Origin of the sequence: Pontimicrobium sp. SW4, from assembly GCF_039954625.1 — a bacterium.
Classification (GTDB): Bacteria; Bacteroidota; Bacteroidia; order Flavobacteriales; family Flavobacteriaceae; genus Pontimicrobium.
In genome coordinates, this window is record NZ_CP157199.1 from 962,932 (window position 1) to 989,558 (window position 26,627).

At 32.0% G+C, this 26,627-nt stretch carries 22 protein-coding genes; 3 read left to right on the forward strand and 19 right to left on the reverse strand.

The genetic code is table 11. The features are described 5' to 3' along the window. Positions 1–22: 22 nt before the first annotated feature. Positions 23–622 carry a superoxide dismutase family protein gene (locus tag ABGB03_RS04615; RefSeq protein WP_347925234.1) on the reverse strand — a complete coding sequence of 200 codons (600 nt, stop codon included), beginning with the start codon at positions 620–622 and terminating at the stop codon, positions 23–25. 127 nt (positions 623–749) lie between these two features. Between ABGB03_RS04615 and hemN the strand changes: the two genes are divergently transcribed. Together hemN and ABGB03_RS04625 are read left to right on the forward strand one after the other, a co-directional pair. After that, positions 750–2,114, forward strand: a complete 1,365-nt coding sequence (gene hemN, locus ABGB03_RS04620) for an oxygen-independent coproporphyrinogen III oxidase (protein ID WP_347925235.1) — start codon at positions 750–752, stop codon at positions 2,112–2,114. 21 nt (positions 2,115–2,135) lie between these two features. Continuing rightward, complete coding sequence (locus ABGB03_RS04625; RefSeq protein ID WP_347925237.1) at positions 2,136–2,969, forward strand: universal stress protein; 834 nt, start codon at positions 2,136–2,138, stop codon at positions 2,967–2,969. A gap of 321 nt (positions 2,970–3,290) precedes the next feature. On the opposite strand, the gene ABGB03_RS04630 is transcribed toward ABGB03_RS04625, so the two are convergent. From ABGB03_RS04630 to ABGB03_RS04670, 9 genes are all read right to left on the reverse strand, one after another. Further along, positions 3,291–5,579 carry a sigma 54-interacting transcriptional regulator gene (locus ABGB03_RS04630; RefSeq protein WP_347925239.1) on the reverse strand — a complete coding sequence of 763 codons (2,289 nt, stop codon included), beginning with the start codon at positions 5,577–5,579 and terminating at the stop codon, positions 3,291–3,293. 142 nt (positions 5,580–5,721) lie between these two features. Further along, complete coding sequence (locus ABGB03_RS04635; RefSeq protein ID WP_347925240.1) at positions 5,722–6,429, reverse strand: sulfite exporter TauE/SafE family protein; 708 nt, start codon at positions 6,427–6,429, stop codon at positions 5,722–5,724. A 1-nt stretch (position 6,430) separates the two neighbouring features. After that, complete coding sequence (locus ABGB03_RS04640; protein WP_347925242.1) at positions 6,431–6,877, reverse strand: FixH family protein; 447 nt, start codon at positions 6,875–6,877, stop codon at positions 6,431–6,433. A gap of 15 nt (positions 6,878–6,892) precedes the next feature. Next, entirely contained in the window at positions 6,893–8,317 is a 1,425-nt protein-coding gene (gene ccoG / locus ABGB03_RS04645) for a cytochrome c oxidase accessory protein CcoG (RefSeq protein ID WP_347925243.1), read from the reverse strand. 12 nt (positions 8,318–8,329) lie between these two features. Continuing rightward, the gene (locus ABGB03_RS04650; protein WP_347925244.1) at positions 8,330–9,229 is read right to left on the reverse strand and encodes a cbb3-type cytochrome c oxidase N-terminal domain-containing protein; all 900 of its coding nucleotides are present in this window, start codon (positions 9,227–9,229) and stop codon (positions 8,330–8,332) included. Continuing rightward, on the reverse strand, positions 9,226–9,411 hold the full coding sequence (locus tag ABGB03_RS04655; RefSeq protein ID WP_347925246.1) for a CcoQ/FixQ family Cbb3-type cytochrome c oxidase assembly chaperone: 186 nt from the start codon (positions 9,409–9,411) through the stop codon (positions 9,226–9,228). Before ABGB03_RS04655 ends, ABGB03_RS04650 begins: the two co-directional genes overlap by 4 nt. 15 nt (positions 9,412–9,426) lie before the next feature. Then, complete coding sequence (ccoN, locus tag ABGB03_RS04660; RefSeq protein WP_347925248.1) at positions 9,427–11,622, reverse strand: cytochrome-c oxidase, cbb3-type subunit I; 2,196 nt, start codon at positions 11,620–11,622, stop codon at positions 9,427–9,429. A gap of 32 nt (positions 11,623–11,654) precedes the next feature. Then, complete coding sequence (gene ccoS, locus ABGB03_RS04665; protein ID WP_347925249.1) at positions 11,655–11,819, reverse strand: cbb3-type cytochrome oxidase assembly protein CcoS; 165 nt, start codon at positions 11,817–11,819, stop codon at positions 11,655–11,657. Between the two features lie 71 nt (positions 11,820–11,890). After that, the gene (locus ABGB03_RS04670) at positions 11,891–14,266 is read right to left on the reverse strand and encodes a heavy metal translocating P-type ATPase metal-binding domain-containing protein (RefSeq protein ID WP_347925250.1); all 2,376 of its coding nucleotides are present in this window, start codon (positions 14,264–14,266) and stop codon (positions 11,891–11,893) included. A 194-nt stretch (positions 14,267–14,460) separates the two neighbouring features. Here ABGB03_RS04670 and ABGB03_RS04675 point away from each other — a divergent pair, with 194 nt between their 5' ends. After that, positions 14,461–15,138: a Crp/Fnr family transcriptional regulator gene (locus ABGB03_RS04675; protein WP_347925252.1), complete on the forward strand. Its 678-nt coding sequence runs from the start codon at positions 14,461–14,463 to the stop codon at positions 15,136–15,138. Between the two features lie 75 nt (positions 15,139–15,213). Here ABGB03_RS04675 and ABGB03_RS04680 read toward each other — a convergent pair whose 3' ends face one another. The 9 genes from ABGB03_RS04680 to ABGB03_RS04720 form a co-directional block, all read right to left on the reverse strand. Further along, a complete protein-coding gene (locus tag ABGB03_RS04680) occupies positions 15,214–18,456 on the reverse strand; it encodes a hypothetical protein (RefSeq protein ID WP_347925254.1) in 3,243 nt (1,080 codons plus the stop codon). Between the two features lie 69 nt (positions 18,457–18,525). Next, a complete protein-coding gene (locus ABGB03_RS04685; protein WP_347925255.1) occupies positions 18,526–19,080 on the reverse strand; it encodes a PepSY-associated TM helix domain-containing protein in 555 nt (184 codons plus the stop codon). Positions 19,081–19,160: 80 nt separating this feature from the next. After that, the gene (locus tag ABGB03_RS04690; RefSeq protein ID WP_347925257.1) at positions 19,161–20,531 is read right to left on the reverse strand and encodes a kelch repeat-containing protein; all 1,371 of its coding nucleotides are present in this window, start codon (positions 20,529–20,531) and stop codon (positions 19,161–19,163) included. A gap of 40 nt (positions 20,532–20,571) precedes the next feature. Beyond that, the gene (locus ABGB03_RS04695) at positions 20,572–21,138 is read right to left on the reverse strand and encodes a YdeI/OmpD-associated family protein (protein WP_347925259.1); all 567 of its coding nucleotides are present in this window, start codon (positions 21,136–21,138) and stop codon (positions 20,572–20,574) included. Positions 21,139–21,143: 5 nt separating this feature from the next. Further along, positions 21,144–22,790, reverse strand: coding sequence for a M1 family metallopeptidase (locus ABGB03_RS04700; RefSeq protein WP_347925261.1), 1,647 nt, complete (start codon positions 22,788–22,790; stop codon positions 21,144–21,146). A 7-nt stretch (positions 22,791–22,797) separates the two neighbouring features. Next, positions 22,798–24,129, reverse strand: a complete 1,332-nt coding sequence (locus tag ABGB03_RS04705; RefSeq protein WP_347925263.1) for a M28 family metallopeptidase — start codon at positions 24,127–24,129, stop codon at positions 22,798–22,800. 2 nt (positions 24,130–24,131) lie between these two features. Next, the gene (locus ABGB03_RS04710; protein ID WP_347925265.1) at positions 24,132–24,767 is read right to left on the reverse strand and encodes a TMEM175 family protein; all 636 of its coding nucleotides are present in this window, start codon (positions 24,765–24,767) and stop codon (positions 24,132–24,134) included. Then, positions 24,767–25,252, reverse strand: a complete 486-nt coding sequence (locus ABGB03_RS04715; protein WP_347925267.1) for a DUF6265 family protein — start codon at positions 25,250–25,252, stop codon at positions 24,767–24,769. The genes ABGB03_RS04710 and ABGB03_RS04715 overlap by 1 nt, the downstream gene beginning before the upstream one ends. 83 nt (positions 25,253–25,335) lie before the next feature. Continuing rightward, positions 25,336–26,589: a nuclear transport factor 2 family protein gene (locus tag ABGB03_RS04720; RefSeq protein WP_347925269.1), complete on the reverse strand. Its 1,254-nt coding sequence runs from the start codon at positions 26,587–26,589 to the stop codon at positions 25,336–25,338. Positions 26,590–26,627: the final 38 nt, after the last annotated feature.

Here is a 26,627-nt window from a genome sequence, read left to right on the forward strand (position 1 = left end):
TCTTTTATAAACTGGTTTAAATTTATTGAATTACACCACCGCAACTTATTCTTCCACCTGCAGCACCTGTTGGTTGCGTAGTAAAATCGTCAGTTCCTTGATGAATAATAATACCTTTTCCTAGAATGTCTTTGGTCTCATCACCACAACCAATACACCATTCGTCAGTTGAAAATGTATATGTTGCTTTTCCATTCTCGCTTGCAGTAAAATTCCCTATGTCTCCTTTGTGATATCCTTCGGCTGCTCCCCATTTTCCATGTGGTTGTCCAGTAGGATTCCAGTGTCCACCAGTTGAAGTACCATCTTCAGCTGAACAATCACTTTTTTCATGTAAATGAACTGCGTGTTCACCAGGTTCTAAACCACTTACTGTTAATAGCATACTTACACTTTCTCCTTTGTTTTCAAAAACGGCAGTACCTTTTACTGAACTTCCACTTTTTGCATTAAGGGTTACCCATAAATCGCCACCATCATATGGTTTTTGATTGGTAGTTTCTTCTGTTTTATCAGTGTTTTCTACTTCAGTTTCAGTAGCATTTGTTTCTTTTTTGTCAGATTTACAAGCTGTAGCAAAAGCTATAGTAAGTGCTAAAGTAAAAACAGATAATTTTTTCATGGTAAATAGGTTTTTATTTAAAAGCGAAAGTTAAGTAATATTTATCTATTTGCAAATATGCGATATGACATATATCATATTTTATAGTACTTGGTTACTTTAAATTTGTTTTTAACAAAAGTTAGGTATGCATAGTGAATTAGTAAAAAAGTATAATGTGGCTGGACCAAGGTATACAAGTTATCCTACGGTTCCATATTGGGATATTAGCACATTTTCATTGTTAAATTGGAAACAATCTTTAATTAAGTCGTTTAATGAAAGTAATGATAGTGAAGGTATAAGCCTATATGTTCATTTACCATTCTGCGAGAGTCTTTGTACTTTTTGTGGATGTAATAAACGTATCACCAAAAGGCATGAAGTAGAGTCACCATATATTACTGCAGTTTTAAAAGAGTGGCAGTTATATTGTGATTTGTTAGGTAGTAAACCCAAAATTAAAGAACTTCATCTTGGTGGAGGTACGCCAACATTTTTTAGTCCGCAAAATCTCCAAGTATTGATTAATGGCATTTTAAAAAAAGGGATTCTCGCAGATGGTTATGAATTTAGTTTTGAAGGTCACCCTAATAACACAACAAAAGAGCATTTACAAGCTCTTTACGATGTTGGATTTAGACGTGTTAGTTATGGTGTCCAAGATTACAATCCAATAGTACAAAAGGCAATTCATAGAATTCAGCCATTCGAAAATGTAAAACGAGCTACAGAATTAGCTAGAGAAATTGGTTATACATCTATTGGACACGATATAATTTTTGGACTACCTTTTCAAACTTTAGATCATGTAAAGCATACTATTTTAAAAACTAAAGAATTATTACCAGATCGTCTCGCATTTTATAGCTATGCGCATGTGCCTTGGATAAAAGGAAATGGACAACGTGGTTTTAAAGATAATGATTTGCCAAATGCTGATTTAAAACGTGAACAATATGAAGTTGGTAAAGTGTTATTAAGTGAAGTTGGTTATAATGAAATAGGAATGGATCACTTTGCATTGCCTTCTGATAGTTTATATCAATCTATGATTGAAGGAAACTTACATAGAAACTTTATGGGCTACACAGCTAGTAAAACTCAAACTATGATTGGTTTGGGTGTGTCATCTATAAGTGATAGTTGGTATGGCTTTGCGCAAAATGTAAAAGGAATAGAAGAATATTATCATTTAATTTCAGAAGATATTATACCAGTTTATAGAGGGCATATTTTAAATAAAGAGGATCTCATTATTAGAGAACATATTTTAAACCTTATGTGTCAATTTAATACCTCTTGGAAAAATAAGTATCTTTATTTTAATGAACTTCCAGAAGTAATTATAAAGTTGAAAGAAATGGAAAGGGATGGTTTATTAAATATTAGTGATACTAGTATTACTGTGACAAAGAAAGGCTATCCGTTTGTTAGAAATATTTGTATGGCTTTTGACGTATTGTTGCAGCGTAAAAAACCAGAAACGCAATTATTTTCGATGACAATTTAACAAAACACTAAAAAAACTATTATGAAAAAAATTATCGTACCCATAGATTTTTCAAAACACTCAGAGTATGCTTTAAAAACAGCTGCAAAACTCGCAAAGAAAACCAATTCAGAACTTTTGGTATTGCACATGTTAGAAATGTCGGATGTTATTCTTACAAAAAGTGATTCCGAACAACAACAAAAGGCAGTTTTCTTTTTAAAAATAGTTGAACAAAAATTTGAAACGTTCTTAAATAAAGATTATTTAAATGATGTTAATGTAACTCCAATTGTTAAGCACTACAAAGTGTTTAGTGAGGTAAATGATGTAGCTAAAGAGCATAATGCTAGTCTTATTGTAATGGGCTCTCATGGAACAAGTGGTTTTACAGAATTTTTTGTAGGCTCTAACACAGAGCGAGTGGTTAGAAATTCGGATATTCCTGTATTAGTTATAAAAAACGAGATAAAAGATGTGAATTTTAGCTCAGCAATATTTGCTACAAATTTTGAAGAAGAAAACATACGTCCTTATTTAAATGCTACAAGTATGTTTGAAGCATTAGGAGCAAAACTATTGTTATTGTATGTGAACTTGCCAAATGAACATTTTAAAAGCTCTGTTGAGATTGAGAAAAAAATCGCTGAATTTTTATTGACAGCCGACGGCAACTTAGATAGACTTAATGATGTTGCTTATCAAGCTGATTACACAGTGGAACAAGGTGTAATGAATTATGCTAATAAAGTAGGTGCAGATATTATAGCAATTCCAACTCATGGCCGAAAGGGTATTTCTCATTTCTTTGCAGGAAGTATAGGAGAAGATATTGCAAATCATTCACCACTACCAGTGATAACATTTATGATTTGATATTATTAGCCTAGATATAATAATTTATATTTCGCAAAAAAAGAAAAGTGAGTATCTACATACTCACTTTTTCGTTTTAATTAATTTGTTAGGGATTTTTAATACGTTGTCAATTGATATTAATCCAACAAATTGTATAAAATAGGTTCTTTTACCTTTATCGTAAAGCAAATTGAATGCCAAAGGTGTTTTTTGATAGCATATTTTAGTTAAGAAACTGGTAAACAGCAGTGTGCATTTTTTACTACAAAAACACATATCCACGAAATACCGTGATTAAAGTTATAAAATTTGTAAAGTCACGGTATTTCGTGGATGTTACTAAAGTCTTTTAATACCAAGTTTCTTCATTCGATCTCTTAATGTACTCGGTTTTAGTCCTAATACTATAGCAGCTCCTTGATGACCATCAATTGTCCATTGAGTTTCATTTAGAACTTTAATAATATGATTACGTTGTACTTCATCTAGTGAGGCAGTATGATTTTTAATGGCGGCTATATTACTAGATGAATTATCAAATTCTTGAATTATTAATAGGTCTTGATTAGAAACTATTACTGCACGTTCTATAACATTTTCTAATTCTCTAATGTTTCCAGGCCAAGCATAGGATTTCATTTGTTGTAAGGTTAAATCTGTAATATATTTTATTACTTTTCCATGCTTTTTGGAGTATTTATTTACAAAGTGATCTATTAATACAGGAATATCTTCAATTCTATTTCGTAGAGGAGGGATAGTTATTGGAAAGACATTTAATCTAAAGTATAAATCTTCTCTAAAGCTTTTATCTTCAGTTTCTTTTTTTAAATCTTTGTTGGTAGCTGCAATAATTCTAACATCTAGTTTTCGAATTTTGGAACTTCCTATAGGTTCAATTTCACCTTCTTGAATGGCTCTCAAAAGTTTTGGTTGTAATGCTAACGGTAATTCTCCTATTTCATCTAAAAATATTGTACCACCGTCTGCTAATTCAAATTTGCCTATTCTGTTCTCAATAGCACCAGTAAACGACCCTTTTGTATGTCCAAACAACTCACTTTCAATAAGTTCAGATGGTATTGCGGCACAATTTACACGAATTAATGAGTTGTTTTTGCGTGAACTTGTTTTGTGTATTGCTTTTGCAATTAACTCTTTTCCTGTTCCAGTTTCCCCTAATATAAGTACTGTAGCATCAGTTTTAGCCACTTGTTCTACTTGATTTAAAACATTACTAATCTCTTCGCTACTATAAACCATATCTTCATAGTTAAAGGAAAGAGAGATTTCTTTTTTTAGTAGTACATTTTCGGTTTCTAGTTGTTGACGATATTTTTCTAGCTCTTCAATACTCTTTTTTAAATCTTCTTCAACTTGCTTTTTATCGCTTAAATCTGAACCAATAGCAGTTATTATACCGTTTTCATCTGGTTTTGTTCCTTGCCATGCTATCCATTTGTATGTACCATTTTTACATAAATACCTATTTTCAAATGAAGCAACATCATTTCCTTTTAGTTTTTCTGATACAGCATGTTTAGTTTTTTCAATATCTTCTTGATGAATAAGTTTTATAAAAGGTATTGAAGTGAATTCATCAACTGTATACCCCAAAATTCTAGTTACTGCTGCACTTGCATCAGTAAAATACCCCGTTTTTATATTAACTGATGCTATAATACTTGGCGATAAATTGAACGTACTTTTTAAGCGTTCTTTAGTTGTTTTTAATTTTTCTTCTGCTTTTTTTCGTTTAGTTATATCGTCCGCAACTCCAATAATTTGAGTCACTTTTCCTTTATTACGATTAAAAACCGATTCTCTGGATTGTAACCAGTGCCAATTACCATTTTTATGTTTTACTCTATATTCAAATACAATAATAGCCCCATCTTTAGCTGATTGATATTGAGGCAATATTTCGTTTTTATAGACTTCAGAATCTTCAGGATGCATTAGATTGGAAAGATGATTTTTTCCAAAATCAAGAACTTCTTGTTGGGAATAACCTAAAATTTTCATATTTCCATCATTACTATAAACATTTTTATGATCAATCAAATCATAAACATATACTATATCTGGAGTTGTATTTAGTAAAGCTTCATTAAATTCTTTGGTCTTGATAATTGATTGCTCAACTTTTTTTCTTTCGGTTATGTCAAGCGAGACAATCATGAAGTAGTCTATATTATTTTGAATGTTTTTAATTGGAATTAATGTAGACTGAAACCAAAGTTCGTTTCCATCAGAATCTAAAATTGATGCTTCTTGCGTAATTGGGGCTTTGGTTTTTTTTACAGTATGAAGACATTCCTGCATTGGAATTTTGAAAGAATCTGAATAAAAACTCAATGGGTACGGTTTTCCATAATAAGGAGAGATATCACCTATTTTAAGCTTGTCTATTCCAGATCGACTCATGTATTGTAGATTAAAATCTAAATCAACAATTTTAGTGCAAACGGGGGAGTTTTCTAACCAAGAAAAACTTTTTAATTCAGATACATCTAAAGTTTTAGTTTTGTCGCGTGCATTAGTTTCAAATACTTTAAGTTTATCTACTTTGTTATTTAAGCTTTCAATTTCTTTCAAGAATTGTTCAATTATTATAGTTCTTTTCATACTCTCTATTTTACCAAAAACATACACATTCTAAGTGAATGAACACAATTATTTTAGTTGAAGAGAGATTAATAAAGTTAAGTTATTTTTTAAAGAAGAGCTAAATTTGTTATAATTAATTTTTTATCGTAGCAATAGAACGCTATTGGATATAGCAATCCATTGCTGTATTAGCCATATCCTGCATAGGAGCAGGAGAGAGGTAAGGAATTCCAAGACCAAGACCTCTAAGGATAAATAACATACCTATAATAACTACAAAAACTGGTATTACTTTTTGAATACGTTGCCTAATATTACCTTTTAAAAACTGACTAAAGTATATAGCAGTTGTCATTAAAGGAATTGTGCCAAGACCAAAAACAAGCATATACAAACTGCCTTGGAGCGCATTTCCAGATGCAATCGCTGCAAAAACTGCCATGTAGACTAGACCGCAAGGTAAAAAACCATTTAAAAATCCAATGGTTAGAAATGTGTCTGGAGTTTTCTTTTGTAACTCTTTTCCTAAAGCATTTTTCACTTTAGAAATAAGCTTATAAATAGGTTTTGAGAAATTATACTTATTAAAAGTTTTATAAGGAATCAAGACAACTAAAATCATTAATACTCCAATAGCAATAGATAATTGCTGTTGGATACCAAATATGTAAAGCCCTTTACCTACTAGACCAAAAATTAAACCTATAATACCATAAGATAAAAGTCTACCAAAATGATAGATAGCAATTTGAGATAGCTTTTTAGTAGAATTTGTTCGATCAACAGGTAGCATAAAAGCTATGGGTCCACACATGCCAACACAGTGAAAACTTCCTAATAGTCCTAATGCTAAAGCCGAAAGTAACATATTAATAAACTAAGTCTTCTTTAAATAAATAAGATTTTCCGTTATATTGCCAATCTATTTTAATGTTCCAACGACCATCTACCAAACGCTTGTCAGGTATGAGCAAATTTGATTTAGACAATGAAAGTGTAGTTTCAAAATCTAATTGTTTGTTAGATGGTCTATATAGGAACAATTTTCCTTTAATTTTTTCTGGCTGCAAGTCTTCTGGGAAATACACAACCAATCCTTCATTGGTTTTTTTGTAGGTAATATTTTTAGTTAAAGTTTTTGAATTATTTTCCTTATCAATATCTTGTTGATATTCTAGCTCAGCTTTATAATAATCTTCGGTAACTAAATCATGATTGTATTTATCATTAGTAATCATGTTAACTACAAAGTATAGTATAAAAGCTATAAAGCAAATGAAAGCTATTACAATTCCTGTTCCCCAATTTAGTTTCATAGTTCTTTAGTCTTTTTAATTATAACTTCTGGGTCCTAAGAAGTTAGCACTTGTTGTTTCAATAAGCTTATCATTGGCATAAACGCCAATTTTAATAGTATTTCTATCTCCAGATAATTTGGAATTATCAATTTCTATAAATATGGTTCCTTCAGTCATTCCTTGTGCTGGAACTACAAATACATCATGCGTTGACACTAGCTTGATAGTACCATCATGCGACATCAACTTTAGGTTGACATTTTTAATCTCCTCAGTTGTTTTGTTTACGAGCTTATAGGTAAACACATTGCTTATAATGTTATTATCCTTACGCTCATATAACTGACCAGGAAGCCTAAGGACTCTAGCTTCTACATCATTTCTTAAGAATAACATACCTATAAGGACACCAGTTAATATGAATAATACAGCAATATAACCCTTAACTCTTGCTGTAAGTTTAAACTTTGTCTTGTTCTCTATACTTTCTTCACTTGTATAACGAATTAATCCTTTTGGGAGGTTTATACTATCCATAATATGGTCGCATTCATCTATACAAGCTGTACAGTTTACACATTCTAGCTGTGTGCCATTTCTAATATCTATTCCTGTTGGGCAGACATGTACACATTGCATACAATCTATACAATCTCCATGACCAAGAGCAGCTCGATCCTCATTTTTTCTAAATTTTTTTCTACCATTTTCTCCTTCACCTCTTTTATGATCATAAGCGACCACAATTGATTTTGTATCTAATAATACACCTTGTAATCTTCCATAAGGACAAGCGATAACACATACTTGCTCTCTAAACCAAGCAAAAACAAAATAGAAAACACCTGTAAAAATAATTAATGATATAAGTGTATTTAAATGGGATGATGGGCCGTCAACAATGTATTGAATAAGACTATCGCTGCCAATTAAATATGCTAAAAACACGTTAGCAATTAAAAAGGAAATGATTAAAAAAACGATGAGCTTTAGTCCACGTTTTCTAATTTTTTCTTTGGTCCAAGGCTGTTTTTTAAGCCTAATTTGCTTTCCTCTGTCTCCTTCAATCCAATATTCAATACGTCTAAAAACCATTTCCATAAAAATGGTTTGAGGACAAATCCATCCGCAAAAAATACGACCAAAAACAACAGTAAAAAGTGTAATAAATACTACACCAATTATCATTGAGATTACAAAGAGATGAAAATCTTGTGGCCAAAAAGGAAAGCCAAAAATATTGAAACGTCTTTCCATAATGTTAAACATTAGGAATTGATTTCCATTAACCTTTATAAATGGCGAAGATATTAGAAATAATAATAGAAAATAACTAACATATTTACGGTAATTATAAAAGCGACCACTAGGCTTTTTTGGAAACACCCAAGCGCGTTTACCATCTTTTGTGATGGTGCCTATGGAATCTCGAAAGGTTTCGTTTTTGGGTGCTTCCAATGTAATCTATAATTAGTTGTTGTCTTCAGTTTGCGCACTATTATCAACCCATATTTCGCCCTCTGGGGCTTTCGGAGTTGCTGGTGTTGTACCTTGTAGTGTTAATACATAACTTGCTACTTGTGCCATTTCTAATGGTTTTAATTGTTGTTTCCAAGCAATCATACCTTTACCGTCTCTACCTCCTTCAGAAATGGTTTGGAATACATTTTTTATACCACCACCAAGTATCCAATATTCATCTGCCATGTTTGGTCCAATACTACCACCACCATCGGCTAAATGACAGGCAACACAATTAGTATCCCAAATAGCTTTACCTGCACTTAAATCGGCATCATCAGTTAACATTGTTACAGTATTTACATCTACTAAATTTTTTGCAGTTTTTTTGTATTCTTCTACATCAGCTTTTGCTTGAACCATTTTTGCTTCAAATTCCTCTATTTGAGTTGGTCCATCAAAAACATGATATCTTAGTAAATATACTGCTGCAAATACTATAGATATGTAGAAAGAGTAAACCCACCATGGTGGTAAAGAATTATCTAATTCCTTTATACCATCATAGTTATGGTCAAGAATAATTTCTCCTTCTTCTTCAATAGGTTTACTACCTAATAGTTTCTTGTATGTTTTTTTAACCCATTTAAACTCAAAGGCATTATTTTTTTCTGCTAAAAATCGTGCTTTTGCCTCTTTGTCCATTTTTTGAAGCATGACATTCTCTAACGCTCCAATAATAGCTTCAATGGCTATTAGTATTAATAGGACTAAGAATAAGAACAGCGAAACAGCTGGATATTCTATAAATGCTGGTTTTTCTCCAGAATCTATCATGTATTCTACAATTCCAAAAATTATAAAGAATATAACTGGAATTCTTATGTATGAAGGAATTAGATGTCTCATAATATGTCGTTGTTTTGGTTGTCTAATGGAATGTTACTAACAGTTTGTATATAGTCTTTTTTAGCAGAAATCACCCACCAAAAAAGAATCATAAAAAAGGTAAAAAATATTAGTAGGGAGATAATAGGATAGATTTCTATTCCTGTGATGCTCTCCATATGGTCTTTTATATATTTTAGCATAACTCTAAATTTTGATTATTGTTGATCTGCTTTTACTTTAATATCAGTTCCTAAACGCTGTAAATAAGCAATTAAGGCGACAATTTCCCTATTATGAACTTCTATAAACTCGTCTCCTTTTTTAGCTCTGTCATCACTAAATGAAGTTGCTAAATCGGGATCAGTTAATAAATTTTGCTCAATTAACTTTCCTTGCATAAGCATGTTTTCTTGTGCATTAGCAATATCTTCTTCAGTATATGGAACACCTAGTGTTACCATGGCTGACATTTTCTTTTCAGTAAGTGATTTATCTAGTTCATCTCTTGTTATCCACTGATAGCGTGGCATGATTGAACCAGATGAGGTGCTTTGTGGGTCATACATGTGTTTAAAGTGCCAAGAATCTGGCCTACCACCAATTGTTTTTCCTCCGACTCCTTCTCTCGCTAAATCTGGCCCAGTACGTTTACTTCCCCAAAGGAATGGGTGATCGTATACAAACTCTCCAGCTTTAGAATATTCTCCATAACGTTCTACTTCACTTCTAAAAGGGCGAATCATTTGTGAGTGACAGGTATTACAACCTTCTCTTATGTAAATATCTCTACCTTCTAATTCTAGAGGTGTATAAGGTTGTACACTACTTATAGTTGGAATGTTAGATTTTACCATAATAGTTGGTACAATTTGTACAATACCACCAATTAAAATAGTTACTGTAGCTAAAAGTGTTAATTGAACAGGTTTTCTTTCAATCCATGTATGCCACCCTTCACCAGCAGTACGTTTTTTAGATACTCTAGTTAAAGCAGGAGCTTCAGCTAATTCATCTTGAACTTTATTTCCGGATTTTCTAACAGTTAAAATAATATTATAAACTAAAATTAAAGTACCAACTAAGTACAGAGTACCACCAATAGCTCTCATCCAATACATTGGCATAATTTCGGTTACAGTTTCTAAGAAGTTACCATATACTAAGGTTCCATCAGGATTAAATTGTTTCCACATACTTGCTTGCGTAAACCCTGCAACATACATTGGTAATGCGTAAATAATGATACCAAGAGTACCTAACCAAAAGTGTAAATTAGCTAAACCATTAGAAAATAACTTTGTTTTGAATAGTTTAGGAATTAAGTAATAAATAATACCAAATGCCATAAAGCCGTTCCAAGCAAGAGCACCAACGTGAACGTGAGCAATAATCCAGTCTGTATAATGGGCAATAGCGTTTACATTTTTAAGTGATAATGTTGGTCCCTCAAATGTTGCCATACCATAACCAGTAATAGCGACTACCATGAATTTTAAAACAGGGTCTGTTCTAACTTTATCCCATGCTCCTCTTAACGTTAATAAACCATTAATCATACCACCCCAAGAAGGCATTAAAAGCATCACAGAAAATACAACACCTAAATTTTGTGCCCAATCTGGTAAGGCAGTATATAATAAATGATGTGGTCCAGCCCAAATGTATAAGAATATTAATGACCAGAAGTGTACTATAGATAATCTATATGAATACACAGGTCTGTTAGCAGCTTTTGGCACGAAATAATACATTAATCCTAAGAAAGGTGTTGTTAAGAAAAATGCGACTGCGTTATGACCATACCACCATTGTACAAGCGCATCTTGAACTCCAGCATATACCGAATAACTCTTCATTGCAGAAACAGGTAGCTCTAAACTATTAAATATGTGTAGAACAGCAACAGTAACAAAGGTTGCTAGATAAAACCAAATTGCAACATATAAATGGCGTTGTCTTCTTTTTAGAATAGTCCAAATCATATTTATACCAAATACTACCCAAACTAGTGCAATAGCAATATCTATTGGCCATTCTAATTCTGCGTATTCTTTTGAGGTTGTTAACCCCATTGGTAATGTAATTGCGGCTGCAACAATTATTAATTGCCATCCCCAAAAGTTAATATTACTTAAAAGGTCACTCGCCATACGCGTTTTTAATAAGCGTTGAAGCGAATAGTAAATACCAGCAAACATGGCATTACCAACAAAGGCAAAAATTACAGCATTAGTATGTAAGGGTCTTAGACGACCAAAACTTAGCCATGATACACCATTGGTCATGTTAGGGAACAAAAACAATAAGGCTACTATGAGCCCTACAAGCATCCCTACAACTCCAAAAATTATTGTAGCATAAAGGAATTTGGTAACGATTTTGTTATCATAATGAAACTGTTGCATTTCCATAATTAATTTGTGTTATTCTAAATTGGTTAGTATTATTTTTTCTTTTTTTCTTTAATAATTTCGTCTTCAAACAACATTCTTACCGAATGGGTATAAGAATCGTCATACTGTCCTTTCTTTACTGCAACAATAAAAGCAATAAAAAAAACCACAGCTACTGCAATACTTATAGCTAATAAAATATAAATGACACTCATACCTTGAGATTAATTTTCAAAAGTAATTTCATATGGCTACTAAAAAAATGATAATTGTCATGTTTCATATATCAATTTAGTTTTCTCCCTATAAAGTTAGTTGCTATGGTTGTAAAAACGACTATACTAATAGAACTCAATGGCATTAGTATAGCTGCAATGACAGGAGCCAATTGTCCAGTTACCGCAAAATATAATCCGATAAGATTATAAAAAAACGAAAGAACAAAACTCCATTTTATAATTTTTATAGCTCCTTTCGAAGCTGTTATATAATTATATAGTTGGTTAAACTTTGATGCATCCAAAATTGCATCACAAGCTGGAGAAAATACGTTTACATTTTCTGAAATTGCGATACCAACATCACTCTGTGCTAAGGCTCCAGCATCATTTAGCCCATCACCTACCATCAATACTTTTGCACCTTCGCTTTGATGATATTTAATGTATTCTAGTTTGTCATTTGGTTTTTGATTAAAGAGTAATTTTGTTTTAGTAGGTAACAATTTTGTTAAGTTACTTTTTTCACCTTCATTATCGCCAGAAATTATTGCAAGATCATAATCTTTTTTCAGCTGTTTAAAAAGTTTTGAAATTCCTTTTCTATAATCGTTGTAAAATGTGAATTTACCTTTGTAATTACTATTTGTGCTTACATGGACAGCTGTGTTTACTGTTGCTAAATCACTAGTATGCCCAACAAAAGGAGCTGAGCCAACTTTGATATTTTGAGTTTCATATGAAGCTTCAATCCCTTTTCCTAAATGCTCTTTATAATTATCTAGAGCGACAATTTTATGCTCATTTAGAATATCATATAAAGCTCTACTTAAAGGATGATTGGATCCTCTAAGTGTGTTTTTTAATAAGCTTTCTTCTTCTAGAGATAATACCTCTCCTTCATAAGTTATTTTTAAACTTTTGTTTGCAGTGATTGTACCAGTTTTATCAAAAATAATGGTGTTTACTTTTGCTAATTGCTCTATAACACTTGCATTTTTTAAATAGAATTTCTTTTTTCCTAAAATGCGTAATAGATTTCCTAAAGTAAAAGGTGCTGATAGTGCAATTGCACATGGACAAGCAATGATTAGTACAGCTGTAAATACGTTTAGAGCTTTGCTAGAATCATTAATGAGCCAAAACGAGGTGGCTACAAAAGCAACTAATAATATAGCGATTGTAAAGTGTTTACTTATTCTATTTGTAAGTGTTGTAAATGCAGCTTCTTTATTATTTTTAAACACATCGTTACTCCAAAGTTGTGTCAAGTAACTTTGCTCTACCGATTTTAAAACTTCTACCTCAATAATGCCATCTAGTTGTTTTCCTCCAGCATATAGTTTGTCTCCGGATTTTTTGGAAACAGGTTCGGATTCTCCAGTTACAAAACTATAATCAATTCTCGCATGACCAGTCATTAAAACACAATCTACTGGAATGAGCTCTTCATTTCTTATAAGTAAGCGATCTCCTTTTTCAATATCATATACTTGAATGGAAGATTCCTTTTTATCAGGAAAAATTTTAGTAACTCCAATAGGGAAATACGACTTATAATCTCTTTCAAAAGACAAAAAAGCATATGTTTTTTGTTGAAAAAACTTACCGAGCAATAAAAAGAAAACAAGCCCAGTTAAGCTATCAAAAAAACCTGTGCCTATATCCAAAACAATTTCGGCAGTACTTCTTATAAACAAAACCGAAATTCCTAAAGCAATTGGAACATCTATGTTTAATAATTTTGATCGTAGCCCTTTATAGGCAGAAATAAAATAATCTTGAGCAGCATAAAAAACTACTGGAACTGAAAAGGCAAACATTAACCATCTAAAAACATTCTTATACTTTTCTAACCAAATGCCTTCTACTTGTAGATACTCTGGAAATGATAAAAACATCACATAACCAAAAGCAAAACCTGCTAAGCCAAGTTTGTAAATTATGGCTCGGTCAATAGTCTTTTTTCTAGACTCATAATTTTCCAGACTTATATAGGGTTCATAACCAATTCGGCATAAAAGATTAACTAAGTCTTTAAGAGATAACTTATCACCATTAAAAGTGATACGAACAGTTTTTTCACCAAAGTTCACCATTGAACTGCTTACTTCGGGTAATAATTTGTTTAAGTTTTCAAGAATCCAAATACAAGAACTACAGTGAATATGTGGAATGTATAATGATACAATTCTAATCTCTCCATCGTTAAATTCAAAAAGCTTGTCTGCAATTTTTTCATTATCAAGAAAATCATACTTGCCTCCAATTTCTTTTGGCGTAGCACCAGGAGCTGCTTGCAAATCGTAATAGCAGTTTAAATCGTTTACAGAAAAAATCTCATAAACAGTTTTACAACCATTACAACAAAATGCTTTTTCATCGAATGTGATTCCTGATTTAGAAGCATCTAAACCACAGTGAAAACATGTTTTATGTTTCATCTGATGATTTTATTTGCTTATAATTTGACAGATACAATTCGTTAATAGAATGCTGTGGCGGAATCAAAATTAAAAGTTGATTCATTTCATAAAATTTGCTCAAAAATACCTAATGCAAAGATGTTAAGTTAATAAAAATTAAAATATGATAATTGTCATGTTTTAGTTATTTTTGCTTAACTTCGAGACAAGGTATGAGTAAGTGTGAACAATGTATAATTAGGCAATTTAATTCTCTTAAGGCTTTGACCAAAGATGAATTAATTAGAATTTCTGCTTGTAAAACTTCTAGAATTATAAAAAAAGGCGAAGTGATTTTTGAAGAAGGAGAATCACTAAACGGTATATTTTGTATAAAAGATGGAGTTTGTAAGCTTACAAAGTTAAGTGCTAATGGAAAAGACCAAATTGTAAAATTGGTTGAGAAAGGCCAGATTCTTGGTCAGCGTTCATTAATTAGTGATGAACGAACAAACTTAAGAGCGACTGCATTAAACGACATGGAATTATGTTTTATTCCTAAGACGGAAATTATTAATGATTTAAAAAAGAATAATAATTTTACCATGGATATTTTAAAAGAAATGGCTGATGATTTAAGGGAAGCTGATGACGTTATTGTTAATATGGCCCAAAAATCTGTTAGACAGCGTTTAGCTGAGGCCTTATTGGATATCAATGATAATTTTGGGACTAATCCAGATGGAACTTTAAGTGTGCTTTTATCGCGAGAGGATTTTGCTAGCATTGTTGGAACTGCAACAGAATCAGCTATTAGAGTGTTGTCTCAATTTAAAAAAGAAAAACTTATTTCAACTATAGGGAAGTATATTAAAATTGAAGACCTTGAAGGTTTGAGACGTATTGAATAAATTTTAATTACATAAAAAATAAAAAACGCTCTAAAATTTTCAGAGCGTTTTTTTATTATGACTAATAATTTTAAATTAATCTAGCTTAAAAGATTCAACCTCTTTAAAAGGAGATAAACTTAAGTTTTCCATTGAAGCTTTAAAAGGCTTCCATTCTTCATTAAAAAACGTATTGGTTTTCTCTAGCGCACTATTTAAAGCATCTTTTGCATTTTTCATTAATGTACGTTCAGTAGAAGTAATACCACTTTTTCTAGATCTAATATATGATGCTGCTCCAAAAACACGTTGCATCACATTTACATTAGGATCGCTTGTAATACCTTGACGTTCATCTACTTTTCCTAAGTAAATTTCTAAAATTTCATCAATACGTTTCGCAATATCTTTAGAAGCTTTGATATTATCTTTGTTAGCTTCTTTGTCAAGTTTAGCTAGCATTTTGCTATACTCTGTTGCAATGTTCTTGCTTTCTACTAATTGCTTTACAGCATCGGCCGCTACTTGAGTGATTTTCTCTACTTCTTTTGAAGCATTATAAACTTCATTAATAGAATTCATATCAACATCTAATCTTGGGTCTGACGCAACAGTGATGTTTGTTTCTGAAATTTGGTCACCAAAGCTCATGACTACTTTGTATGTTCCAGGTTTTACACCAACTCCGCCTGGTTCACCACGACGAGGACGAATTGTTCTTGATGGTCTGTCTCCTCCTTTTTCTCTCATTCCCCAAGTCCATTTATGTAAGCCGCTTTCTTTTGGAGCTTTACGTTTTAATGTTCTTATTAAACGGTCACCGTCATAAATATTTATGTGTATGGAGTCCCATTTCACTTTACTTTCGGCTTTTTCAGCTGGTTTTTCAGCCACTACGTCTTTATCTTTCTTACTTTTTTTCTTTTTCTTAGAATCATCAGTCTTAGGCATTTCTTTTTTCTTGTCATCAATTTTCACAAAATATGACATAATTGCACCACCACCTCGGTTATCACCTTGATACAATGCATCTGCTCCAAAACGACTTCCAGTTGGTTGTTGATATGCTGCTTGATAAGCAGTAGGAGGGTTGAACAAAGTAAGTTTATTATTTAAAACCGATTTGTTTCTGGCTATCTCACGTAATGGACGAATATCATCAATTATCCAAGCAGCTCTACCAAACGTACCAATAACTAAATCATGTTCACGAGGATGAATTACAAGATCTTTAACTGATGTTGTTGGAAAACCTTCAGTCCATTTAGTCCATTTATTTCCTGCATCTATTGATACATATAAACCATCATCAGTTCCTAAAAACATCAGGTTTGGTTCTTCTAAATCTTCAATAATTGCAAGTGCATAACTTTCAACATCATTACTGTCTACAATTCTAGTCCAAGTTTTTCCATAATCTTTGGTTCTATATACGTAAGGCGTATAGTTAAAACGTCTATAATCATTTGCTACTAAAAGAGCTTCCCCTTTATTTTTATTAGATGCTTTAATTTGAGGAATCCAACTTCCAGAAGGTAATCCTTTAATATTTTGAGTTACTTCAACCCATGTAGCACCTCCATTTAGGGTATAGTGTACACGACCATCATCACTACCAGACCAAATCATATCTTTTTCGACAGGAGAAGGTTCAATTACTAAAATTGTACAGTGATTCTCGGCTCCAGTTGCATCCATTGATAGCCCACCACTTTCGTGTTGCTTTTGTTTTTCAGGATCGTTGGTTGTTAAATCAGGAGAAATAGCAGTCCAGGTTAACCCTTTATCCGTAGATTTGTGTACGAATTGGCTCCCAAAATAGATAGTGTTATTATCGAAAGGATCAATATTTATAGCAGAGTTCCAGTTAAATCTTAACTTTACATTTGGATCTGGATGTGTTGGTCTAATGCTATAATTATTTCCAGTTTGCCAATCGTAACGACTAACAGAACCTTGTTGACTCATGGTAAATCCGTAACGAGAATCATCTCTATCTGGAACGACATCAAAACCATCACCAAACGATATTTCTTGCCAATACGAGTTTCGTATACCTTGGGCTTTCCATACATACGCTGGACCTCTCCAAGAACCATTATCTTGCATTCCGCCATACACATTGTATGGAAATTCATTATCTACATTTATATGATAAAACTGAGCTACAGGTAAGTTACCTATAAAGCGCCATGTTTTTCCACCATCTCTTGTAATATTTAAGCCTCCATCGTTTCCATCAATCATGAAGCTCCCATCATTTGGATGAATCCACCAAGCATGATGATCTGGATGTACACCATTATTTACACCATAAGCTGGCATTAGAGATGAGAAGCTTTTTCCACCATCTTCACTTACATTAACATATGTAAAAATTGAAAATACGCGATTTTCATTTTCTGGATCTACATAAATTTCTGAATAGTAAAATGGTCTACCTCCAATTTGACCCACATTATCGTTTACTTTTTTCCATTTAAAACCGCCATCATCACTCTTATATAGTGCATTTTTTTTAGATTCAATTAGCGCATAAATAATGTTTGGTTTGTTTGCTGCTATGGCAATACCAATTCTACCTAAATTGCCTTTAGGCAAACCATCTTCATCCGTTAATTTTTTCCAAGTGTTACCACCATCATGAGTTATGTGTAACCCAGAACCTTCACCACCAGAATTAAAAAACCATGGCTCACGCTTATGTTCCCACATGGCTGCAATTAATTTATTAGGATTTGTTGGATCCATGATTAAATCGGCAACACCAGTTTTATTATTAGCAAATAGAATTTTATTCCATGTTTTACCTCCATCAGTTGTTTTAAAAACACCGCGTTCAGGATGCTCTCCCCAAGGTGAGCCAATAGCTCCAACATATACTATATCGGGATTTGTTGGGTCAATAATTACACGATGAATGTGACGCGTTTTTTGTAATCCCATTGCTTTCCAGCTTTTACCACCATCAAGTGATTTATAGACACCATAACCGCCATTTAAACTATTACGTGGATTTCCTTCACCTGTTCCAACCCAAATAACACTTGGATTAGATTGTTGAATCGCTACTGCACCAATAGAAGCGGTTACTTCTTTATCGAAGATTGGCTCCCATTTAATTCCTGCTGAGGTAGATTTCCATAAACCTCCAGAAGCTGTACCGACATACATCACATCTGGATTACTCGTAACAACATCAATAGCCGTAACACGACCAGACATGCCACCTGGACCAATGTTACGCGGTTTCATGTTTTTTACTAAGTCCATTGAAAATTCCTGTGCGGAAAGTAGGGTAACGCATAATAGCATTACCAGAGAAAAGAATTTTTTCATTTTAATTATTGGTTAGAATTGTAAGCTTTAAAGATAAGTAAATCTAGAAGGTTTTTTCTTAACAAGATGTTAACGCTTTTTCCGTTTTAGAGCTTTAATTTGTTTTGGACGTAACCACATTATAAATCCACTAATCGATAATAAAATTAAACCTAAAGATGTGATTGTAGAGTAGATAAGTTTGGCGTAATGAGAGTCTGATTTGAAAAGATAATCTATAATACTTCCATCATGAATCATTTCAATAACATCAGATGTTCGTTGTTTTGTAGAAATAATATCTCCAGTAAAGCAATCTATTTGCAGTTCTGTGAAATGATACTCAAAACGCACTTTAGCAATCCCTTTAGATGGCCTATAATCTATACGATTTATAGTGCTATTCAAATTTAAGGAATCGGAATAATTTGTAGCAATGTCTTCAATAGATTTTAGTCCAATAAGGTGTTGTTTTTGAATAACTTCTTGCGAAGGCGGTTTTAATTTTAGTTCATCTTTCCATGTTAGAAGTAATCCTGTCACGCCAACTAAAAATAAAAAAACGACCAACGGAATGGCTATCGTTTTATGTAAACGTCTGTACCATCGTGTTTCTTTTGCGAGTGCTCTAGTTGTTTTACTCAAAGGCAATTTATTTGAGGTCGAAAATAGGAAATTTAGGCGGAATTATTCTTAAAGAGTTGTTAATAGGAAATGATACGTAGTTACAATATTTTGCTTTTAATGATTTTAAAGTTTTCAAATTCACTTAATTCAATTGAAAAAACACTATTTGATGGTATTACTGAGAAATCATCTACACTAAAACCACCAAATAAATATAGTTTATTGTTGTTTAAAAAGATTTTTGGGGAATGAAGGTCTAATTTAATTTTATATTCACTTAGTCTTTTTGTTTTTATATTATAAGTAAAAAAAGTACCATCATTAAAAATATAAATCATATTCTCAATAGCGAATACACCAGGATTAATCATACTTTGAAATAGCTCACCTTCTTTAGTCCATCTTCCTGTTTTTAAATTAAATGTTTCAATATTATTGGTAGGGTCATTATTATAGCCTCCAATTAAGAATATCGTATCTTCAATTAGCACACCTTGGGTTTCTTTGGGTATTGGCATATTTCCAATGTTATACCATAGCCCAGTTTGAAGGTTGAGTGCATGCACTTCTTTTGAAAATGTTTTAATATCTCCAATAGTTGATTTTATAGAGCCACCCAAAACTATAAGATTGTCTTTGTAAATAAACGATGCAAAATTTACTGCCTTATGTGGATTGACGTCATCTATGGTTTTAGTGTTTTTATCTAAATTTAATATTTCAATTCTATTTTCCAGATACTCTTTACCTTTAAGGTTAGATACACGTTTACCACCTACGACATAAAGTTTATTATCATAAATATGACTATTATGGAAAGCTCTTTTAATATTTTTTTTATTTATATCGCTCCACATATTTTTATTTAAATCATATACGTGAACTTTTGAACTATAATTTTTCCAATTTGCTTTAATAATCATACTTTCAAGCATTTTTTCCATACTAGTTCCAAACTCATTAACTTTGTCTTTTGAAGTAATTTCACCAAAAGAATTAGTCACAATAGATTTTTCGCCACCAGTTATTATAACCTTTCCATCTTTTTGTGAAGCTCCAAAAGCAAAAAGGCCTTTAGGCATAGTTGTTACCTTTCTGAATTTTATAAGTTGTTCTCGTCTACGTATTCTTTTCTCTTTGGCGCTTACAACAATTTCATCAAGAGAGGAATAGTTTTTCAATAGGTAAATGGTGTAATTAAGCTCTTTTATTTTGTTAAAAGTAATTTTTTCTGGATAGTAATTGATATGAGAAATTATAAGTATATCGGAGTTTTTTAAATTATCTGTACTATTAATTGTAAATACACCCTTATTGTTGGTGGCAAAGCCTTTATCTGTCTCTTTTATTTTAATATTGACATCGGAAATAATTTGTTTTGTATCACTATCTAAAATTGTAACTACTTGTTGAGCTTGTAATGTATAGGATACTAAAACTAGTAAAACGGAAACGTAAATTTTTTGCATGTTGGTTAGGTTTGTTTTTTATGCATCAAAAATTGTTCCTTTATTCTCTAGATTTCTTATTCTGCTCACAAAACTCAATAATTTTTTCAATTCTGTTTTGTCGTGTTACTTCTCGTTTGGCTTGTTTTAACCAATACAAGTATGACTTTCTATATCCAGGAGCAAAGTTTTGATAGTTCTCTAGCGCTCTTTTATTTGAGTTAAATGCTTTTTGTAAATCTTTAGGGATGATTAAATTTTCAACATCATCCAAAAACGTCCACATACCATTTTGTTTAGCTATGTTTATTTTATGGTAACCACTTTGTTGAATTAAATTATCTTTTTCAAGCTCGATGATATAGCGCTTGTTTAAAGCACTCCAAACACTTTTTGGATTTCTTTGAGTAAAATACTGTCGTCGTTTTCCGTTACCTAAACTTTTTACCGTAGAATCTATCCAGCCAAAACATAATGCTACTTTAACCGCTTCTTCCCAACGCATAGTTGGAACGTTCATTTCTAATTTGTAAAATATGAGATAGACACCATTTGCTGTTTCATGATTTTGTAGTAACCAGTCGTACCAATCTACATTGCGTTCAAAAAATAACTCAGGATAATCCATAAGTTTTATAATTTGCTTGAATAGACTAAGAAGTTCTTATCAATTTTTATATCATCGCTTTTAATGTTCATTGTTTTCCATTCTGCTTTTGGGAATAACCATTGTTTCTTATCATCTATAGTTGCTATAAAAGGCATATCAAAGTTTTCTATGATGTTAGTATAGCGATACTTTAACACATTGTTTTCAATTTTATACTCTAAAGTAGGAATACGAACATCACGTAAATACTGATTAAAAAACTCGGTTAAATCTATTCCAGATGTTTTACTTAAATAATCTTCAATTTGTTTGGTTGTGACTGTTTGATGGTAAAAGGTTTTGTTTAAACCTCTTAATATCATTCGCCATTTTTCATCATCTTCAATAAGCTGTCTTAAGGTGTGGAGCATATATGCACCTTTATTGTACATATCACCAGAACCTTCTTTATTCACATTATAATAGCCAATAATTGCCCTGTCGTTATTAATATCTTTTCCTTTGCCAACTGTATATTCGTCACCAGCTTGTTTACTGTAGTGATACTCTAGGTATAGGCCTTCAGAATATGCTGTAAATCCTTCATGAATCCACATGTCTGCAATATCTTTATAGGTTATGTTATTAGCAAACCATTCATGTCCAGCTTCGTGGATAATAATGAAATCAAATTTTAATCCCCAACCAGTATTCGACAAATCTCTACCTAAATAACCTTTCTTGTATTTATTACCATAAGTAATAGAGCTTTGGTGTTCCATACCTAAATATGGCACTTCCACGAGTTTAAAACCATCCTCATAAAAAGGGTAAGGTCCAAACCAATGTTCAAAAGCTGTCATCATTTTAGGCGTGTCTTTAAAATGTTCTTTGGCTTTTTCTAGGTTGTCTCGCAATACATAATAGTCTAAATCTAAATTGCCATTCTCACCTTTAAAAACTTCTGAAAAATGAACATAATCTCCAATATTTACATTTACGCCATAGTTATTTATTGGGTTATTTACAAACCAATGAGATGTAACTGTATTGTTATCATGCTCTTCGATACTACGAAGACGACCATTTGAAACATTGGATAGTCCTTTAGGTATATTAACACTAATTAGCATACTATCTACTTCATCGTACATATGATCCTTATTTGGCCACCACACACTAGCTCCTAAACCTTGGCAGGATGTTGCTACAAAATGCTTTCCATTTTCATCCTTTTTCCATGAAAATCCCCCATCCCAAGGCGCTCTTTTTGCTACTTGAGGATTGCCTTTATAATGTACCTCAAGAGTGTTAATATCACCAACTGTTTGTTTCTCTTTTAAAGTAATAAAGTGCGCATTGCCATCGTGCTTCACTTTTAATTCCTTACCGTTTTGAGTTACTTTGGTAATCTCTAATGGAGCTTGTAGGTCAATCTGTAAAAGGTTATGTGAGTTTAATACTTTATACTTTACTGTATTCTTACCAGAAATGTATTTGTTGTCTGGATCCACTTTAATATCTAAGTGATAATACGTTACATCCCACCATATTCTTTCAGGAGTAATTGTACCTCGTAACGTGTCTTGCCTTGTGAAGTTGTTTTTTTCTTCAAGTAATCCTTGTGCATTAATTACAGGTATAGTTGTAAGTAATATAATTACTATAAGTGAGATAGAATTTCTATTCATAATATTATTATCTAAATGTTTTATTAGGAAATACAACAGGGCTTTCGTAACCATCTTTTCCAACTGATGCTACACCAAAAAAGAAGTTGTCTACAACAATACCATTTAATGTAAATTCAGTAACGTCACCTACAAAACGACTATTATCCCAAGTTGGGGAAGTGGTATCTCTCCAATAAATTTTATATCCAATTGCACCATCTACTTTTTTCCATCTAAATTTAGCTGAAGGCTGTACAGTTCCACCTATTTCAACATCTATTGGAGCAGGAGGAGCACTTGCTAAACTAGCTAAATTAATAGCGTTTACTGCTGTTAGTTTTTTTGCATACGGAAAGTTAACATGCTCAAACGTATCACCATAATTTATACCATTTTCGGTACGAATATCTTGATGCTGTTGTGTGTAGTTTTCGTGAGCTTCCATAATTCTAATACCTGCAAAACCTAAATCATTAAACGGACGATGATGTCCACCACGACCAAATCGGTCTAAACGATACACCATTATTGGATTCATTTCTGGCATATACGTTTTTACATTTTTATGTACATATCTTGCTAATTGACGTGAAATACCGTCTACTTCGCCTCCATAAAAACGTCTGGCACGTCTTTGTTGCTCAGTTTCGGTTGGAGGAACAGGTTCGGAAAAAATTCTAAAGGTTCTATTGTCAATAACACCATCAACACCTTTAATATTTCCAATCATATCATTATTGAGAATGCCTATAAGATCCCAATCTTTTTCTTTGGCATATTTTGCTAATCCAGCACCACCAAATAAGCCTTGTTCCTCACCAGATAACCCAACATAAATAATACTATTTTCAAATTGATAGTTACTTAATACACGAGCTGCTTCAATGGTTCCAGCCATTCCTGAGGCATTGTCGTTAGCTCCAGGAGCATCAATTGTGAAATCCATAGTATTACTTGATCTAGAATCAATATCACCACTCATAATGATATAACGGTTTGGATATTTTGTGCCTTTTTGTATGGCTACTACATTTACTATCCAAGCATCATGTGGTACGCGACGATTACCTTCTTTAGTTACTAAATCTTTCTGATAGAAAACCTCTAAACAGCTATTACATTCTTTCGAGATAGATTCAAATTCAGATTTAATCCAGCGTCTCGCTGCACCAATACCTCTGGTATTGGAAAGGGTATCACTAAACGTGTTTCGAGTACCAAAATCAACAAGGGTTTTTACATCCTTTTTAATACGTTCTGCTGAGACAGCATCAATGATGTCGTAGATTTTTTGGTCAGTTTGAGCACTTAGTGTAATAGATAAACTTAATGCAATTAACAGGGTAAAATACTTCATAATTATAATTTATTTGGTTGGATATTCCCATACTTTGCTTGAAATTTTACTGAATGAAAATAACATAAAGGACCAAGTATTGCATAAACAAAACCTGGTAGTCCAAATGTGACACCAATTTTAAAAATTGCAAGTATTATGGAAATTATGGATACTAAAACGAAAATAAAAAAATGCCTAGAATAGAATAAAAGGGATACATTATTTGTTTTGGAGTTTTTATAAGCTCTTTTATACATTAGTGAAAAGCACAAGAAGATTAATAAAAAACCTAAGCTATACAAAACAAATAAGGAGGCTAAATCTTCAATAGAAATCCCTACTTGTCTTAATAATGTACTAGTCATTGATTTAAGCGGAAATACAAAGTATAGAACTACGAATAATAAAATAGAGTTATAAGTAATTATAAGATTGTCTATATAACTATTCCTTCTAAAATAATTATAATGAAGTTTCCATAAAGCAATTAAAACAAAAAAGCTAACTCCAAAACTTATAAAGTTTTTAAAATTGTTTTTGAGTTCTAAAAAACTATCTCCTGAACCTAATGACACAACCATTAGTGTAGCAGAAAATGCAAAAACAGCATCACTAAATGCTTCTATCCTGCTTATACTATGGTTTAGCTTTAACATTAGTTCTTTTTATAATTAAATTTTACCGTTTCTATTGTTCCATTTTCTTTAATATCTACATAGACATTCATTTCATTATTGTTTACCTTTTCAAAGGTCATTCCTTCAAACACTACTTTATTTGGTGTTATTTCTATTAACGGAAAGTCTACCGTTTCGTCTTTGGTTTCCCAACCTTTTAAGTCCGAACCAAAATGTTTTAGTTGAAGAATGAGTGAATTTTCAACTTCTCTAATAATCTCAATCTCATAAAAGGTTACTTTTCCATCATTAATAAGCTTAAATGAAGCCATCATTGAACCTCCGGAGGGTTTACTCCAAATTTCTTCTGTTATTCCCCCAAAGGCTTCTCCATGCCAAGTCCCAGAAATCCATGCTATATTTTTAAGTTTAGGTTCTAAAGAGTTTTCTTTAGCTATTCTTTCTTTAGTTTGAGCTGATACAAATAAACCAAAGAAAAATACTATAATACAAAGATGTTTCATTACTATAATTTTATTTATGTTTATAACATTATAACGTTTGCATTATAGAAATAGGGGACATTTTTTAAATTTTAAGAGAACCTTTATTGGATAAAAGTTACCTTTTTGATTAAACCATTTTCAACTTCATAAATAGCAACTGCATTAAAAACTTGTCCATTTGCAGTGACTTGCTCTTCATCAATAACTTTATTGCCAATTACGATACGTTTTTTAATAAAAGCTCTTAAATCTGGAGTTTGTTTAAACCATTGTTCGTAGCTTTTTCGCATTTGTTCTTGACCGTCAGTTTGTAGTTGGTTTGGATAATTATAAAGTTTTATATCTTTTGTATAAGTTGCCATAAAGGCATCAATATCTCTATTATTGTATGCATCTAGTTGTTTTTGCACTATGCCTTCAGCTTCAGACATTTCGTTTGAGGCCTTAGCTTCATTATTTTTAGTTTCCTTTTTTTCTTCTTCTACTTTTTCATTTTCATTAATATCTCCAGCAATTAGTAGCATGGTAGCTTCAGGATTTGTTGCTAAACGCGTAATTTTTGAGATTCCTTTTGAACTTAAATCTTCTACCTGTTTCCAATTATTGTCTTTTTGTAAAGTTAGTTTGTATAAAGTACTTTCTTTTCCTGAAAGAATAGTTTTACTATTCAGCCAACATATATCTTCAATACCTTTTATAGTATTAGCAATAACTTTTGTTGCTCCATTTTTTGGGTTTAAGGATTTAATTTGCCAAACATCATTTTCTTTTGAAATAAAACTTACAAGATTGGAATTAGGAATTTTATGAAATGATCTTCCAACTTTACTTTGGTACTTTTTGCTAGTGCCATCTTTTACATTAATTACAAACAGGTTTAAACCATCTTCTTCTATAACAGCTGCAACAATTGTATTAGCATCAAACCAAGTATAATAGGCTACTACAAGATCTTGAATAAGTTCTACAGATTCTCCATTACGTAGATTGTATGCATACAAACGTTGTTTCCCATCTTTATCTAATCGTACAGCAGATACTTCTCTTTTGTTTGGAATTTTAAGCGGTGAATATTCACCTCCTTCGGTATGATTTACAAAGATTTTGGAATCGTAGTTAATACTATATTTTACAATGTCTGTTTGACCATTTCTTGTTCCCGCATATAAAATTGTATTATCATCAAGAAAAGATGGTTGATTATCATAACCATCATTTGATGAAATATTTCTATGGTTTAATAATTCTATTGAGTTGTTTGAGATCTTTAAATCAAATAAAAAAACATCTGTATTAGATTGAGAATAAGTTACAAATACAGTTAACAATAGTAGTGTAGAAAATAGTTTATGCATGTGAATATTTTAATTTTCCTCTAAATTAATAAAAAAGA

Coding starts and splice junctions, on each gene's coding strand:
- ABGB03_RS04615 (WP_347925234.1), bottom strand. CDS start 622: ATGAAAAAATTATCTGTTTTTACTTTAGCACTTACTATAGCTTTTGCT.
- hemN (WP_347925235.1), top strand. CDS start 750: ATGCATAGTGAATTAGTAAAAAAGTATAATGTGGCTGGACCAAGGTAT.
- ABGB03_RS04625 (WP_347925237.1), top strand. CDS start 2,136: ATGAAAAAAATTATCGTACCCATAGATTTTTCAAAACACTCAGAGTAT.
- ABGB03_RS04630 (WP_347925239.1), bottom strand. CDS start 5,579: ATGAAAAGAACTATAATAATTGAACAATTCTTGAAAGAAATTGAAAGC.
- ABGB03_RS04635 (WP_347925240.1), bottom strand. CDS start 6,429: ATGTTACTTTCGGCTTTAGCATTAGGACTATTAGGAAGTTTTCACTGT.
- ABGB03_RS04640 (WP_347925242.1), bottom strand. CDS start 6,877: ATGAAACTAAATTGGGGAACAGGAATTGTAATAGCTTTCATTTGCTTT.
- ABGB03_RS04650 (WP_347925244.1), bottom strand. CDS start 9,229: ATGAGACATCTAATTCCTTCATACATAAGAATTCCAGTTATATTCTTT.
- ABGB03_RS04655 (WP_347925246.1), bottom strand. CDS start 9,411: ATGCTAAAATATATAAAAGACCATATGGAGAGCATCACAGGAATAGAA.
- ccoN (WP_347925248.1), bottom strand. CDS start 11,622: ATGGAAATGCAACAGTTTCATTATGATAACAAAATCGTTACCAAATTC.
- ccoS (WP_347925249.1), bottom strand. CDS start 11,819: ATGAGTGTCATTTATATTTTATTAGCTATAAGTATTGCAGTAGCTGTG.
- ABGB03_RS04670 (WP_347925250.1), bottom strand. CDS start 14,266: ATGAAACATAAAACATGTTTTCACTGTGGTTTAGATGCTTCTAAATCA.
- ABGB03_RS04675 (WP_347925252.1), top strand. CDS start 14,461: ATGAGTAAGTGTGAACAATGTATAATTAGGCAATTTAATTCTCTTAAG.
- ABGB03_RS04680 (WP_347925254.1), bottom strand. CDS start 18,456: ATGAAAAAATTCTTTTCTCTGGTAATGCTATTATGCGTTACCCTACTT.
- ABGB03_RS04690 (WP_347925257.1), bottom strand. CDS start 20,531: ATGCAAAAAATTTACGTTTCCGTTTTACTAGTTTTAGTATCCTATACA.
- ABGB03_RS04695 (WP_347925259.1), bottom strand. CDS start 21,138: ATGGATTATCCTGAGTTATTTTTTGAACGCAATGTAGATTGGTACGAC.
- ABGB03_RS04700 (WP_347925261.1), bottom strand. CDS start 22,790: ATGAATAGAAATTCTATCTCACTTATAGTAATTATATTACTTACAACT.
- ABGB03_RS04705 (WP_347925263.1), bottom strand. CDS start 24,129: ATGAAGTATTTTACCCTGTTAATTGCATTAAGTTTATCTATTACACTA.
- ABGB03_RS04710 (WP_347925265.1), bottom strand. CDS start 24,767: ATGTTAAAGCTAAACCATAGTATAAGCAGGATAGAAGCATTTAGTGAT.
- ABGB03_RS04715 (WP_347925267.1), bottom strand. CDS start 25,252: ATGAAACATCTTTGTATTATAGTATTTTTCTTTGGTTTATTTGTATCA.
- ABGB03_RS04720 (WP_347925269.1), bottom strand. CDS start 26,589: ATGCATAAACTATTTTCTACACTACTATTGTTAACTGTATTTGTAACT.